The organism is Neobacillus sp. KR4-4 (genome assembly GCF_042136325.1).
Taxonomy (GTDB): Bacteria; Bacillota; Bacilli; order Bacillales; family Cytobacillaceae; genus Neobacillus.
Window position 1 is genome coordinate 1 of record NZ_JBHHJU010000033.1, and the last position, 15,189, is coordinate 15,189.

Genomic DNA, 15,189 nt, shown 5'->3' on the forward strand with positions numbered 1-15,189 from the left:
ATGGTCTGGCAATTATGGCGAGAAGGTCACACCCGTTCCCATACCGAACACGGAAGTTAAGCTTCTCAGCGCCGATGGTAGTTGGGACACGCGTCCCTGTGAGAGTAGGACGTTGCCAGGCTGTAATATTATTGTTCCGCAGTAGCTCAGTGGTAGAGCTATCGGCTGTTAACCGATCGGTCGTAGGTTCGAGTCCTACCTGCGGAGCCATTTTTATGTAAACTAAGTTTAGCTGTGCTTCCATAGCTCAGTAGGTAGAGCACTTCCATGGTAAGGAAGAGGTCAGCGGTTCGAGCCCGCTTGGAAGCTTACCTATTTTAATAATAGTATGGCCCCTTGGTCAAGCGGTTAAGACACCTCCCTTTCACGGAGGTAACACGGGTTCGAGTCCCGTAGGGGTCACCATAATTTTTTCACGCTAGTGAAAATAACTTTCATTTATTTGGAGGATTAGCTCAGCTGGGAGAGCATCTGCCTTACAAGCAGAGGGTCGGCGGTTCGATCCCGTCATCCTCCACCATAATTTTATTATGTAAACTATATGCCGGGGTAGCTCAATTGGTAGAGCAACTGACTTGTAATCAGTAGGTTGGGGGTTCAAGTCCTCTCGCCGGCACCATTTTTTTAAATTTAATATGGAGGGGTAGCGAAGTGGCTAAACGCGGCGGACTGTAAATCCGCTCCCTCCGGGTTCGGCGGTTCGAATCCGTCCCCCTCCACCATTATATTTTTAAAAAAGTTGGTCATACTAGATATTATCACATCATTATTGGGCTATAGCCAAGCGGTAAGGCATCGCACTTTGACTGCGACATGCGTTGGTTCAAATCCAGCTAGCCCAGCCAGAGAGCCATTAGCTCAGTTGGTAGAGCATCTGACTTTTAATCAGAGGGTCGAAGGTTCGAGTCCTTCATGGCTCATATAGGAAAAGCAAAAAACTTTGGATAAAATTCCAAAGTTTTTTTTGCTTTTCTTACGTATATTCATACATTATTTTGTCGAGTTGAGTCATCGGTATGAAAGCGGTTAAAATAGAATTATATTGGGGTAGGAGGAATTATTATGAACAAGCTTTCGATTATTGGAATGCCGATGGATTTAGGACAAATGAGACGTGGGGTGGACATGGGGCCAAGTGCGATCCGTTATGCGGGGGTAGTTGAACGCCTAAAGCCACTATTTGATGAAATACATGATTTAGGGGATATTCCAATTGGAAGACCTGAAGTAGTAGTTGATAAAGAATCCAATTTACGAAATTTAGATTTAGTTGCGGAAAAAAGTGCTTTACTTGCTGAAAAGGTAGATGCTGCTGTGGAGTCTGGTGCATTTCCACTCGTACTTGGCGGTGATCATAGTATCGCAATTGGTACTTTAGCAGGTGTATCTAAACATTATAAAAACCTTGGAGTAATTTGGTATGATGCCCATGGTGATTTAAATACAGCTGAAACAAGTCCCACAGGTAATATCCACGGAATGCCTCTAGCCGTCAGTATCGGGTTAGGTCACAGCAAGTTAACCGATATAGGCGGTTATGGTCCAAAAGTAAAACCTGAGAATGTAGTCATTATTGGTGCAAGGGCGCTGGATGATGGAGAAAAAGAATTAATTAAAGAAATAGGTATCAAGGTTTATACTATGCATGAAATAGACCGGATGGGGATGGCTGCAGTAATGGAGGAAACAATTGCCTACCTTAAAGATAAAACAGATGGTGTTCATTTATCACTTGATCTAGATGGTTTAGATCCTAATGATGCTCCAGGCGTTGGTACACCAGTTATTGGTGGAATCAGTTACCGTGAAAGTCATCTTGCCATGGAGATGTTAGAAGAGGCAAAAATTATTACCTCTGCAGAATTTGTTGAAGTAAACCCTATTTTAGATGAAAAAAATAAAACAGCTAAAGTTGCTGTTGAGCTAATGGGCTCATTATTCGGGGAAAAATTATTATAAATAAAAACAGCATAGTCGAGTAGTTAACGGCAAAAGTAAAATAAGCGGAGTTTTTCCGGTTAAATGCAGAATGGAGCTCACTTCGTGGTAAATAAGCGGAGTTTTTCCGTTTAAGCAAAGCAAAATCCCCATTTTTGCATTTTTTGAGTAAATAGAGGGAACTTCTCCGGCTATTTACTCATTTTTTTATACTCATTTCAAATTAGGCGGAATTTTTCCGTCTATTTATCAGCTCGCCCGCTTTAACTAATCCCCCAACCGAAAAGTGCACCCCGTAATTTAAGAAAGCACCCGAAATCGGACAGCTGCACATCATCTATGCGGCTGTTTTTTTATTTTTAGCTTATTATTAAAACTTTTAGGATATTTTTGTTAATATTAAAGGTGTTGTAAATTTTTTTCGTTTTTAAACGAAACTTTTCTGTTATCGATACGTATTATCGGTTAGCAGCAATGGAGCTGAGGTAACTTAATGGATGCAATAGTAAAAAAGAGAATAAAGCAAGTAATCAAGGGAGACCAGGATGCCTTTGGTGAAATTGTTGAATTATATAAAAACAGTATTTATCAACTTTGTTTCCGCATGCTTGGTAATCGCCATGAAGCAGAGGATATTGCACAGGAAGCTTTTATCCGTGCCTTTGTTAATATTAAATCCTTTAATCAAGATTTGAAATTTTCAACCTGGCTGTTCCGGATAGCTACCAATCTGTGTATTGACCGAATGCGTAAAAAGAAACCCGATCATTATCTAGATGCTGAAGTTGCAGGGACAGATGGCTTAACCATGTACTCACAGATCCCTTCCAACACACCGCTGCCTGAGACGGAGTTAGAAAGTTTAGAACTGCAAGAAACCGTCCAAAATGAGATCTTAAAACTGCCTGACAAATATCGGTCAGCCATTGTTTTGAAATATATGGAAGAGCTCTCCTTAAATGAAATTAGTGAAATTCTTGAATTACCCCTGGGGACGGTTAAAACAAGAATTCACCGGGGCCGGGAAGCACTTAGACAACAATTAAGATATGTATGATGAGAGGTGAAACTGTCAATGTGTCCAGAGCAAATCATCGAGCTAATGCATGAATACTTAGATGAGGAAATTACACCCGAACATGAACGAACCCTAAGAGAACACCTCCAAAGTTGTAAAGATTGTGAAGCAGTATTTAATGAATTAAAAAAGACGATTGCTTTTGTAAAAAGCGTCTCATATATGCAAGCGCCTGATAATTTTACCGCTAATGTATTGGCGCGTTTACCAAAAGAGAAGAGAAAGATTGGAATGCAGCGCTGGATAAAAAACCATCCCATGCTTGCAGCTGCCTCATTATTTCTCGTATTAATGATGGGCAGTCTCTTTTCGACATGGAATGAAGATCGTGAATTTTCGGTTACAAAGCAAAAAAATTTAGTCGTTCAAAATAATACGGTCATCGTTCCTAAAGGTGAAACAGTCAAAGGCGATGTCATCGTCCGGAATGGCAAATTGAAAATTGAAGGCGAAGTCCAAGGGGATGTAACCGTCATAAATGGTGAAAAGTATTTGGCTTCGGCAGGACATGTAACGGGGCAAATTGATGAAGTTAATGAAGTGTTTGATTGGATTTGGTACCATATTAAAAAGACTACACATGATGTTGTTCAAATTTTTGAGAACCAACCAGAAACTAAATAAAAAACAAATCACTCTGGTTGAGTGATTTGTTTTTTTACGAAGATACATATAATAGGTACAAGTGGTATTTATGATATAATAAATAGATTGTATTTTATATGTGATAAAGAAAATTACGGAGGAAGAACAATGCCGTTTGCTGATTTCGAAATATGGAAGTATTTAGCTAGTATTGTTGATATTGTCCTCGTTTGGTATGTCATTTACAAGTTGATCAATGTGATTAGAGGAACGAAGGCTGTTCAATTACTAAAGGGCATTCTCGTTATTCTTTTAGGCAGAGTTGTCAGCGAGTTTCTAGGCTTCCAAACGTTGAGCTGGATGATGGAACAGGCGATAACATACGGGTTTCTTGCGATTATTATCATTTTTCAACCTGAACTCAGGAGAGCCCTTGAGCAATTAGGCAGGGGGAAGTTCTTCTCGAGAAGCAGTACTTTGGATGATGAAGGTCCAGAAAAGGCAGTTGAAGCGATTGTCAAGGCAACCGATTATATGGCAAAGCGCCGTATTGGAGCGTTAATCTCTATTGAAAGAGAAACAGGAATGGGCGATTACATAGAAACTGGTATCCAGTTAAATTCAAATATTTCCTCAGAATTGCTCATTAATATCTTTATCCCGAATACACCGCTTCATGATGGTGCGGTTATTATTCAGAAAAATAATGTCGCTGCAGCCGCCTGCTATCTTCCTTTATCCGAAAGCCCATTTATATCGAAGGAGCTTGGAACGAGGCACCGTGCAGCATTAGGTATCAGCGAAGTCACAGATAGTTTAACTGTCGTTGTATCGGAAGAGACCGGTAATATTTCGCTTACAAAGAATGGGGAACTTCACCGTTCAATCAATCTTGATGAATTAAAGGAATTACTTACGAGTGAATTGTTAATTAACATCAAACCGAAACAAGCTTCTTCAGCTCGTTGGAACTGGAGGGGAAAAAATAATGGATAAATGGATGGATAATCCCTGGTTTATAAAAATCCTAGCGTTGCTATTAGCTGTTCTTCTCTATTCCTCTGTCCCACATACAGGAAAAAAGATAACAGACGTCAATGTTCCAGGAGAACAATCCACGGCCACGATCACTAATATTCCTGTTAATGTTTATTATGATACTGAAAATTTAGTCGTGTCTGGGATTCCAAGCAATGTTGAAATCACCTTAAAGGGTCCACTGACGCACATCCAGACGGCAAAGGCCTTAAAAAACTTTGAAGTGTATGTAGATTTAACAAAGGCCAAAGTTGGAAAACAGAAGGTGAAAGTAAAGGTTAGAAATCTATCAGATAAATTGACGGCAACGGTGAAACCAAGTAGTGTGACTGTTTCTGTCCAAGAGAAGATTACCAAGGAATTTAAGGTAGAGGCAGAATTTAATAAGAATCAAATTGATGAGGGGTATTCAGCAGGTATCCCTGTGGTTGAACCTAATAAGGTAAAGATTACAGGCGCAAAAAATATCGTTGACCGGATTAGCTATGTTAAGGCAACTCTAGAAACAAGAAATAAACTAAAAGATACGATTACTGATGAAGCTGACATCCAGGTACTTGATAAAGATCTAAATAAGTTAAATGTTCAAGTGGAACCTAATACGGTTAAAATTACAATTCCAGTGAAAAGCAACACAAAGACTGTCCCAATCAATATTGTTAGAAATGGAACCGCCCCAGAGGGAGTGACAATTGAGTCGATTGAAATCGATAAAAAAGAAGCAACCGTCTACGGGAGTGAGAGTGTTCTAAATAATACTGAAAGAGTCCGCGTGGAAGTAGATCTTAGCAAAATTACCGATAATACCACATTGACATTGCCTGTCATCATTTCAAATGGGATTACCAAGGTGACACCGCAATTGGTAAAAGCAACGGTTGTAGTCAAAAAGGAAGAAGAAAAAACCCTTTCGGATGTACCTGTAACCATTAAAGGATTATCCGATGAATATGAGGCTACCATAAATGATCCTGAAAATCAGTTGATTGATATACTAGTTAACGGCCCCGCTTCAAAAGTTACTCGCGTTAAGGCTGAAGACTTTAATGTCTTTATCGATGTGTCTAACCTTGAAGAAGGGGATCATGAAGTAGACATTCATGTTGACGGTCCTTCTGCAGTAGAATGGAAACCAGCTAAATCATCAGCGAAAATTACGATCCATAAAATTAATGCATAAAATCCAGCAATACACATGTTGAAGGAGAGATTTTTAAAATGGGAAAATATTTCGGTACCGATGGGGTACGTGGAGTAGCAAATAGTGAATTAACACCGGAACTTGCTTTTAAATTAGGACGATTTGGCGGATATGTTTTAACAAAGGACAAGGATCGTCCTAAAGTCCTCATCGGACGTGATACTCGTATATCTGGGCATATGTTAGAAGGAGCACTGGTAGCGGGGTTACTATCTATTGGAGCGGAAGTTATGCGTTTGGGGGTTATTTCTACTCCAGGTGTTTCATATTTAACAAAAGCCTTAGGTGCACAAGCAGGTGTTATGATTTCTGCTTCCCATAATCCAGTCGCCGATAATGGAATTAAATTTTTTGGTCCGGATGGCTTTAAACTTTCTGATGAGCAGGAGTTAGAAATTGAAGAACTTATTGATATGCCAGAGGATCAGCTGCCTCGACCAGTCGGTTCAGAACTTGGGCAAGTCATGGATTATTTCGAAGGCGGTCAAAAATACCTGCAATACTTGAAAAATAGTGTCGATGAAGATTTTTCAGGGATTCATATTGCTTTAGATTGTGCGCATGGGGCAACATCTTCGTTAGCTGCACATTTATTTGCTGATTTGGATGCAGATCTCTCCACCATGGGAGCTTCTCCGAATGGGTTAAATATCAATGCGGGTGTCGGTTCCACACACCCTGAAGCATTAGCCGCTTTAGTAAAAGAAAAAGGTGCAGATGTTGGTCTTTCTTTTGACGGTGATGGTGACCGTTTAATTGCCATTGATGAAAATGGATCAATCGTGGATGGCGACCAAATCATGTATATTTGTGGTAAATATCTAAAAGAACAAGGTCGACTAAAACATGGAACCATTGTTTCAACTGTTATGAGCAATCTCGGCTTCTATAAAGCACTAGAAGCCAATGGAATCCATAGTGTACCGACAGCTGTGGGTGACCGTTATGTTGTCGAAGAAATGAAGAAAAATGGATTTAATCTTGGCGGAGAACAATCCGGCCATATTATCTTCCTAGACTATAACACCACTGGGGATGGCTTATTATCAGGATTGCAGTTAGTCAACATTATGAAGGCTACGGGGAAGAAGTTATCTGAACTGGCTGGTGAAATGAAGAAATTCCCTCAGAAGCTTGTCAATGTGAGAGTAACCGACAAACACCATGTAACCGATAATGCACAAGTAAAAGCGGTTATTGAGCAGGTTGAAGCTGAAATGGCCGGAGACGGTAGAATTCTCGTGCGGCCATCTGGAACAGAACCACTTGTCCGTGTTATGGCAGAAGCACCAACAGAGGAATTATGTGAATCCTATGTAAACCGAATTGTAGCAGTAGTCAAGGAAGAAATGGAATTAAAAGAAGAATAGAACCCATATAATATGCATAAGGGAACGGTCTCCTTCCTTTATGCATATTTTATTATGTATGAATGATGACGAATTCCTGTTTTTGGTTGACGGGGACACGTAATCATAGTAGTATTAATTTGCTTTGTTTCCTAAGCAAAATACTGCATAATTTCAACGAAAGGTGGGAAGTGAGAACTTAAGAGTTACTATTAAAAAAAAAGCGCCTGGACTAACCTAATGTGGTGGGTTAGTTGACGAGGAGGAGGAGTATCGAATGTTCGGCGGATACCTCCCGGTTGAAGACGCACAACCGAAAATTTCTTCTTTAAAACACAGAGGCAACTTTGTGCACAAAGAGAAGAAAATGCGCATACTAACAGTAATGCTAAAAGGGTATAGACAGATACCTTAAAAACAGAGATAAGGGGGCAAGCATTAGCCTCCAAAGCATTCTTGCCCCCTATATCAGGGAGGAACTAGAAAATGTGTGGAATCGTAGGATATATCGGAAATAATGATACAAAAGAAATTTTATTAAAAGGCTTAGAAAAGCTTGAGTATAGAGGTTATGATTCAGCAGGCATAGCAGTTATGAACAATAATGGAGTTCATGTTTTTAAGGAAAAAGGTCGTATAGCTGATCTACGTCAAATCGTTGATGAAAATATTGCGGCAAATGTGGGAATTGGTCATACCCGTTGGGCAACACATGGTGTTCCTAGTAAGGTGAATTCTCATCCACATCAAAGTGCTTCAGGTCGGTTTACCTTAGTTCATAACGGGGTAATTGAGAACTACGACCTTTTAAAGCGTGAATATTTAGCAGATGTCTCGTTCACAAGTGAAACAGATACAGAAGTTATTGTTCAGCTGATTGAATTATTTGTCAGCCAAGGATCAGAGGTTTTAGAGTCATTCTGTAAAACACTAGAGCTGTTACACGGTTCATATGCGCTCGCATTATTAGATGCACAAGACGCCGAAACCATTTATGTGGCAAAAAACAAAAGTCCCCTTCTTGTCGGATTAGGAAAAGACTTTAATGTGATTGCCAGCGACGCAATGGCAATGATTCAAGTTACGAATCAATACCTGGAATTAATGGACAAAGAAGTTGTCCTTGTTTCGAAGGATGAAGTGACCATTCAAAATCTTAATGGTGAAATTATCAGCCGAAAGCCATATACAGCGGAACTGGATGCAAGTGACATCGAAAAGGGTACGTACCCGCACTATATGTTAAAAGAGATTGATGAGCAGCCGCTTGTGATGCGTAAGATTATTCAAACGTACCAAAATACTCAAGGTAAATTAACCATTGATGATAAGATCATTGCGGCCGTGAATAAATCAGACCGGATTTATATTGTAGCAGCAGGAACCTCTTACCATGCAGGACTTGTCGGTAAGCAGTTCATTGAAAACATTGCCAAAATTCCTGTCGAAGTGCATATTGCTAGTGAATTTGTTTACAATATGCCGCTTCTTACAGAAAAGCCTTTGTTTATTTTTATTTCACAAAGTGGAGAAACGGCCGACAGCCGTGCAGTGCTTGTTAAAGTAAAAGAATTAGGTTACCCAACTTTAACAATTACAAATGTCCCAGGCTCAACACTTTCTCGTGAAGCGGATTATACACTTTTGCTTCATGCAGGTCCTGAAATTGCTGTTGCTTCTTCGAAAGCATATACTGCACAACTTGCTGTACTTGCCATTTTGGCTGAGGTAACAGCTAAGAGCCAAAACATCGATGTTGAGATGGATTTAGTCCATGAACTAGGAATTATCGCAAATGCAATGGAAGTGCTATGTGACTCTAAAGAGTTGATTGAGCACATTTCAAGAGAATTCTTATCAGTAACAAGGAATGCTTTCTTCATCGGCCGCGGTGTTGACTATTATGTTGGTTTAGAAGGTGCCTTGAAGCTGAAGGAAATTTCGTATATCCAAGCTGAGGGCTTTGCAGGTGGAGAATTAAAGCACGGAACGATTGCCTTAATCGAAGAGGGCACACCAGTAATCGCTCTTGCCACCCAAGAAAGTGTAAACTTAAGCATCCGTGGAAATGTGAAAGAGGTTGCTGCACGTGGAGCAAGCACTTGTATCATTTCAATGAAGGGCTTAAATATGGACGAAGATAGCTTCGTCATCCCAGAAGTCCATGAATTATTAACACCACTTATCTCTGTTATACCAATGCAGTTAATTGCTTACTACGCCGCTCTGCACCGTGATTGTGACGTGGATAAACCGCGTAACCTTGCGAAATCAGTAACGGTAGAGTAATAAGTCTGTCCTAAGAAACTGTTGAATGAAAAATCTGTTCTAGTAAGACTCAATCCGAAATGGATTGAGTCTTTTATTTTGCAATAAGGATTCCTTGAAGAACAAGGACTTACCATGCATGTTTTATGGGTTTCCAAGCGGCATAACTATTTGTCCTTTGAGAAAAACTAACTTTGTCACTTATATAATGACAAAGTTAGTTTTCCTCTTTATTGAATGCAGTCGGTTTGTCCTTTACCATGAATAAGGTAACATCATAATGAAGGGATGAGGGCATATGGCTCAATCTAATATAAAAGTAGCTGTTCAGAAGTTCGGTAACTTCTTAAGCTCGATGGTTATGCCGAATATATCGGCATTCATAGCTTGGGGTTTAATTACTGCACTATTTATTCCTACAGGGTTTTTTCCAAATGAAAACCTTTCCAAATTAGTAGGACCAATGGTTACCTACTTGCTTCCGCTATTAATTGGTTATACAGGCGGGAAACTTGTACACGATCAACGCGGGGGGGTCGTTGGGGCGATTGTGACAATGGGTGTCATTGTGGGCGCAGATATCCCAATGTTCCTTGGAGCTATGATCATGGGGCCGCTCGGCGGTTATGTCATTAAGAAATTCGATCAGCTGATTGAGGGTAAAGTCAAAGCTGGTTTTGAAATGTTAGTAAATAATTTCTCAGCAGGGATATTGGGTGGATTCTTAGCTATCTTAGCCTTTTTAGCTGTTGGTCCGGCTGTTACCACGTTTACCGGCTGGCTTGTTACGGGTGTAGATTGGCTGTTAGCAACAGGACTTTTGCCATTGACAAGTATCATTATCGAACCGGCAAAAGTATTGTTTTTAAATAATGCGATCAATCATGGTGTACTTTCACCAATCGGTTTGGAACAGGCAAAAACAACAGGAAAATCCATACTGTTTCTGCTTGAAGCAAACCCTGGTCCGGGGATTGGTGTTCTCTTGGCCTATTGTATCTTTGGAAAAGGGAATGCAAAAAGGTCAGCACCAGGGGCTGCCATCATTCAGTTTTTTGGTGGGATTCATGAAATTTACTTCCCATACATTTTAATGCGTCCGATGTTGTTCTTTGCCGTCATCTTGGGTGGAATGAGCGGTGTATTTACCTTAAGGCTGTTAGGCGGGGGATTATCAGCTCCGGCATCGCCAGGTAGTATTCTTGCCATTATGGCCGTTACTCCGCCGCATGCAAGTACTTATTTAGCAAACATTGCTGGAGTCCTCGTAGCTGGAGTCGTATCCTTTGTTTGTTCATCATTTATTTTAAAGACAGGTAAGCAGCAAGATGCGGATCTTGAAGAAGCAGCAAGAAAAATGCAAGAAATGAAAGGCAAGAAGAGCTCCGTTGCCAATGCTTTTGCTGTTAATGACGGAGAACTTCCGGAAAATGTAACCAGAATTATCTTCGCTTGTGATGCTGGAATGGGATCAAGTGCAATGGGCGCTTCACTTCTTCGGAAAAAGGTTAAGGAAGCTGATATGAATATTTCAGTGACTAATATGGCGATTAGTAACCTGCCTTCTGATGCCCAAATTGTTATAACGCAGGAGGAACTGACACCTAGAGCTCAGAAACAAGTACCGCATGCTTATCATATTTCAGTTGATAATTTCTTATCAAGCCCAGAATATGATAAATTAATTAATCGTTTAAAAAATCCTGAAACAGCTGAGCTGCAGGAAATCGTCGAGGACGCTGAAGCCGTTGTTCCAAGTGGTGACCCACATACAGATGACGCTTTGCTGCGTGAAGAAAATATCTTTCTCAATCAGGAATTTGCGTCAAAGGAAGAGGCGATTCGTTTTGCGGGTCGGGCACTAGTTAAGGCGGGATATGTGAAGGAAAGCTATATTGATGCCATGATTGCCCGTGACGAAATGACTTCTACGTATATGGGTAATGATGTTGCGATTCCACACGGTACCGAAGAAGCGAAAAAAGATGTTCTAAATTCTGGGTTTACGGTATTACAGGTACCAAATGGTGTGGATTTTGATGGGCAAAAGGTAAGACTGATTTTCGGCATTGCCGGGAAAGATGGTACACACCTTGAAATTTTATCTGGAATTGCTGTTACTTGTTCAGATATGGCCAATATAGAAAGACTGGTTGAAGCCAAATCAGCAACAGAAATCATGGATATTTTAAATGATAAATAATAAATAGTTCTCAATTAACGAATAGAAAAGCAGCATATTGCCGCTTTTCTATTCACTTTTTCCTCGTATACTTTTTATCAGAAACGAGTTGATTGCATGTATATAACTTCTAGGGAAAAAGCAATCATTGAATTAATCGTTAAAACATCAGGTAAACATACCGTTACGTCGATTGCAGCATACTTAAATGTGAGCGGGAGAACAATCCACCGGGATTTAAAAGCGGTAGAGAAAATTATTGATTCATTTGATCTCCGATTAATACGTAATATGGAGAAGGGACTTGCGATTGAAGGGAAGAACGAACAAATTTTTCGCCTATTCCAATTTTTAATGGGGAATCATTCAATCGATCAACCCCCGCAAGAAAAAAAACTACAGTTATTAATAACTTTGGTTCAAGAGGAATCCTATAAGATTCAAGTCTTATCAAGTAACATTGGTGTTAGTATTGCAACTTTGACAACTTATTTAGATGAATTGAAGGATTGGCTTGGTCGTTTTAATGTGCAATTAACAAGAAAACGAGGTGTGGGGGTCGATATGATCGGCTCGGAGTCATCTAAGCGAAAAGCCCTAGCAAGTTATATTCTGCTTCATTTTCATGAAGAACTGATAGAGAGATTATTTTTGTTGGAAAATGGTAAGTATGATCATAGAAATATTTTACATTACTTTCTTCCGGACTACCTTCTTGCGATAGAGCGGTTAGTAAATACTACTTTTAGTAATTCGCAGTTGCGTCTTGCCGATAGTGATTATATTGGGCTTATCGTACATATATGTATTACCATGCAAAGGACGGAAGACTTCTTTTTATTAAAGGAGGATGTAGAATTTTCCGATGATTTAACAAATGAGTATCGGCTAATAGTGGAAATATGTAAGGAACTTGAAGCGATCTTCTCGGTCAAGTTCTCTAAAGAGGATTTCATCTATTTAGCCGTAATCCTAAAGGGGTCCAAACTTCAAGCAGCGGATGAGGCTCCCTATGACAGTATCGGTCTTAGCAAATTGGTTAGAGCCCTTATACAGGATGTCTCCTCCCAACTGCATGTTGATTTAACGAATGACTTTTCATTGTATCAAGGACTGCTGGCTCATATGGAACCTTCTCTTTATCGAATCAAACAACAAATGGGTTTATTTAACCCTTTAAAAGAGGAAATAATGCGGAAGTATCCGTTATTGTTTCTCGCGGTAAAAAATAGTGTAGAAAAGCAATTAAGAAAGATTGATTCCTTTCCTGATGATGAAATCGCCTTTATTGTCATGCATTTCGGATCGGCGCTTGTGTTAAGGGAGGAAAAATTACCAATCCATGCATTGGTGGTATGTCCGACTGGTATCGGAACTTCTAAAATGCTCGCAAGCAGAGTGAAAAAGGAGATTCCCAGGATTGAACAGATAGAAATCAAATCCATCAAAGAAATCCAGCAAAAAAATCAATTAGAAGACTATGATTTGATTATTTCAACTGTGAACCTACCGTTTATTGACATAGATTATATTTTAGTTTCTCCCCTTTTAACTGAGGAAAATATAGAGACGATTCGGGAATTCTTGCGCCAAAATATTGATGTACTAACGGAGAAAAAACGATATCTAGGATCTTCACCAAAGGAATCCTTTTCAGCTGACCGAGGAAAAAAGGCAGACATTACCGAAGTCTTGCAACAGTTAAAAGATGTCCAAAAAAGCATTGAGGCTGTCTTAACTAATTTTCGTGTCAATCAGATGCCTGAAGTAAATGACCATGAAAAGATTATTGAAAGAATGGTACATGAGGCTGAGAAGGAAAAACTGTTAACAAATGGAGAAGATGTACTGACCTCATTAAAAGAGCGAGAAAGTAAAGGCGGACTCGGAATACCGGAAACAGGAATGGCCCTGTTCCACTGCAGGAATAAACATGTTCAGGAGCTTATTTTTCAGATTGCGCATTTGGAGCATCCATTGCTTGTAAGGGGAATGGATGGTAAGGAGATGTTTATTAAAAATTTGCTGCTAATGCTTGCCCCTGAGGAATTAGCGGTTAGAGAGCAGGAAATTGTAAGTTTGATAAGTACCAGTTTAATTGAAAATAATGAAGCAATCCAGATATTTTCATCAGCGAATGAAGAGATGATCCGGGAGAGATTAGAAGCGGTCTTTTTGGACTATCTTCATACAAATATTATTAAGGAATGATAAAAATGAAATTAGCAGTCCATTTTGGAGCAGGAAATATTGGAAGAGGATTTATTGGCGCACTTTTTTCACAGTCCGGCTATCATGTTACCTTTGTTGATATCGCCGACCAAATCATTAACCAGTTAAACGAAGAAAAGCAATATCAAGTAAAATTGGCAACCGATCAACAAGAAAGTATGATGGTTGAAAATGTTTCCGGATTGAATAATTTGACACAGGAAGAAGAGGTAGTGGATGCAATTAGCAAGGCTACTTATCTCACGACAGCGATTGGGCCGAATATTTTGCCGCATATTGCCCCTTTAATGGCGAAAGGAATAGCCAAACGAGTTAAATCAAATAATGAAAAGTTATATGTGATTGCTTGTGAAAATCAAATTTCAGCGACCGACTTGTTAAAGGGCTATATATTTGATCATTTAGATGAAGAAACAAAGGAAAATTTAGCTGGAAAAGTCTATTTCTTTAATTCAGCCGTTGATCGGATTGTACCGATTCAGAACAATCAGGGCTCACTCGATGTACTGGTTGAAACCTATTATGAATGGGTTGTGGAAACAAGTGAGAGTATTCCACCTGTTGAAGGGATGAAAATTGTCGCTGATCTTGCTCCATTTATTGAAAGAAAGCTTTTTACCGTGAATACGGGCCATGCCACCATTGCCTATCTTGGCTATCTAGGAAATAAAGAAACAATTGATCAAGCATTAGCAGATGAAGACATTCTGAATCAAGTTCGAGCTACTCTTGGAGAGACAGGCGCTTATTTAATTAAACAATATGGTTTAAATCCTAATGAACATCAGCAATATATTGATAAGATCATTCATCGCTTTAAAAATGCGCATTTAAATGATGCCGTGACAAGGGTAGCGCGTGGGCCTCTCCGTAAACTGGGACCAAATGATCGTTTAGTTAAACCGGCTGTGGAAGCCGCGAAAGCAGGCCTTTCTTTCAAAAATCTTGCAACGGTGATTGCTTCTGCTTTACATTTCGACTATAAGGAAGATCAAGAAGCGGTGAAACTGCAAGCGATGATTCAGGACAAAGGACTACCGACTGTTCTGAATGAAGTATGCGGGTTGGATGAAAATAGTGAAATCTTTATTGAGATAATTAACCAGTACAATTTAATGTAGTGCTGAAAAAGCGGAGGATGACTAGAACCCTTGTAGGTTTTCGGAAATCTCATCAAATCTTGTAGAAAAGTAGATTATTTCCTGCGGAATTAATTCATTCCTATCGACAATCTTTGCGGTCACTTTGTAGGAATAATTCTAATATATCAGTTCTTAAGGCTATACTAATCAAACGTTTGATTAGTATAGCCTTTTTG

General features: G+C 39.6%; 10 protein-coding genes, 8 tRNA genes and 1 rRNA gene. All 19 read left to right on the forward strand.

What is annotated here, in order from left to right:
* The first annotated feature begins 4 nt into the window (after nucleotides 1-4).
* The 19 genes from rrf to ACE198_RS24155 all read left to right on the forward strand — a co-directional run bounded on the left by rrf (nucleotide 5) and on the right by ACE198_RS24155 (nucleotide 14,992).
* Nucleotides 5-121, forward strand: a 5S ribosomal RNA gene (gene rrf / locus ACE198_RS24065).
* A 14-nt stretch (nucleotides 122-135) separates the two neighbouring features.
* Nucleotides 136-210 (forward strand) — tRNA-Asn (locus tag ACE198_RS24070).
* A 26-nt stretch (nucleotides 211-236) separates the two neighbouring features.
* Nucleotides 237-309 (forward strand) — tRNA-Thr (locus tag ACE198_RS24075).
* A gap of 21 nt (nucleotides 310-330) precedes the next feature.
* Nucleotides 331-405 (forward strand) — tRNA-Glu (locus ACE198_RS24080).
* A gap of 39 nt (nucleotides 406-444) precedes the next feature.
* A tRNA-Val gene (locus ACE198_RS24085) sits at nucleotides 445-520 on the forward strand.
* Between the two features lie 23 nt (nucleotides 521-543).
* Nucleotides 544-619: transfer RNA gene (locus ACE198_RS24090), tRNA-Thr, on the forward strand.
* 18 nt (nucleotides 620-637) lie between these two features.
* Nucleotides 638-722, forward strand: a tRNA-Tyr gene (locus tag ACE198_RS24095).
* A gap of 48 nt (nucleotides 723-770) precedes the next feature.
* A tRNA-Gln gene (locus ACE198_RS24100) sits at nucleotides 771-845 on the forward strand.
* Nucleotides 846-847: 2 nt separating this feature from the next.
* Nucleotides 848-920, forward strand: a tRNA-Lys gene (locus tag ACE198_RS24105).
* Nucleotides 921-1,062: 142 nt separating this feature from the next.
* Nucleotides 1,063-1,959, forward strand: coding sequence for an arginase (gene rocF, locus ACE198_RS24110; protein ID WP_251462782.1), 897 nt, complete (start codon nucleotides 1,063-1,065; stop codon nucleotides 1,957-1,959).
* A 472-nt stretch (nucleotides 1,960-2,431) separates the two neighbouring features.
* Nucleotides 2,432-2,995, forward strand: a complete 564-nt coding sequence (gene sigW, locus ACE198_RS24115) for an RNA polymerase sigma factor SigW (RefSeq protein WP_098576654.1) — start codon at nucleotides 2,432-2,434, stop codon at nucleotides 2,993-2,995.
* A gap of 18 nt (nucleotides 2,996-3,013) precedes the next feature.
* On the forward strand, nucleotides 3,014-3,640 hold the full coding sequence (locus ACE198_RS24120; RefSeq protein WP_098576655.1) for an anti-sigma factor family protein: 627 nt from the start codon (nucleotides 3,014-3,016) through the stop codon (nucleotides 3,638-3,640).
* Nucleotides 3,641-3,769: 129 nt separating this feature from the next.
* The gene (gene cdaA, locus ACE198_RS24125) at nucleotides 3,770-4,597 is read left to right on the forward strand and encodes a diadenylate cyclase CdaA (RefSeq protein ID WP_375377321.1); all 828 of its coding nucleotides are present in this window, start codon (nucleotides 3,770-3,772) and stop codon (nucleotides 4,595-4,597) included.
* Entirely contained in the window at nucleotides 4,590-5,819 is a 1,230-nt protein-coding gene (locus tag ACE198_RS24130; protein WP_251462774.1) for a CdaR family protein, read from the forward strand. The genes cdaA and ACE198_RS24130 overlap by 8 nt, the downstream gene beginning before the upstream one ends.
* 38 nt (nucleotides 5,820-5,857) lie before the next feature.
* A complete protein-coding gene (gene glmM, locus ACE198_RS24135; protein ID WP_375377322.1) occupies nucleotides 5,858-7,210 on the forward strand; it encodes a phosphoglucosamine mutase in 1,353 nt (450 codons plus the stop codon).
* Nucleotides 7,211-7,675: 465 nt separating this feature from the next.
* Nucleotides 7,676-9,478 (forward strand): glutamine--fructose-6-phosphate transaminase (isomerizing), encoded by a 1,803-nt coding sequence (gene glmS / locus ACE198_RS24140; protein ID WP_375377323.1) that lies wholly within the window; start codon nucleotides 7,676-7,678, stop codon nucleotides 9,476-9,478.
* 277 nt (nucleotides 9,479-9,755) lie between these two features.
* Nucleotides 9,756-11,660, forward strand: coding sequence for a PTS mannitol transporter subunit IICBA (locus ACE198_RS24145; protein ID WP_375377324.1), 1,905 nt, complete (start codon nucleotides 9,756-9,758; stop codon nucleotides 11,658-11,660).
* A 96-nt stretch (nucleotides 11,661-11,756) separates the two neighbouring features.
* Nucleotides 11,757-13,850 (forward strand): PRD domain-containing protein, encoded by a 2,094-nt coding sequence (locus ACE198_RS24150; protein ID WP_375377325.1) that lies wholly within the window; start codon nucleotides 11,757-11,759, stop codon nucleotides 13,848-13,850.
* A gap of 5 nt (nucleotides 13,851-13,855) precedes the next feature.
* Nucleotides 13,856-14,992, forward strand: coding sequence for a mannitol-1-phosphate 5-dehydrogenase (locus tag ACE198_RS24155; RefSeq protein WP_375377326.1), 1,137 nt, complete (start codon nucleotides 13,856-13,858; stop codon nucleotides 14,990-14,992).
* The last annotated feature ends 197 nt before the right edge of the window (nucleotides 14,993-15,189 follow it).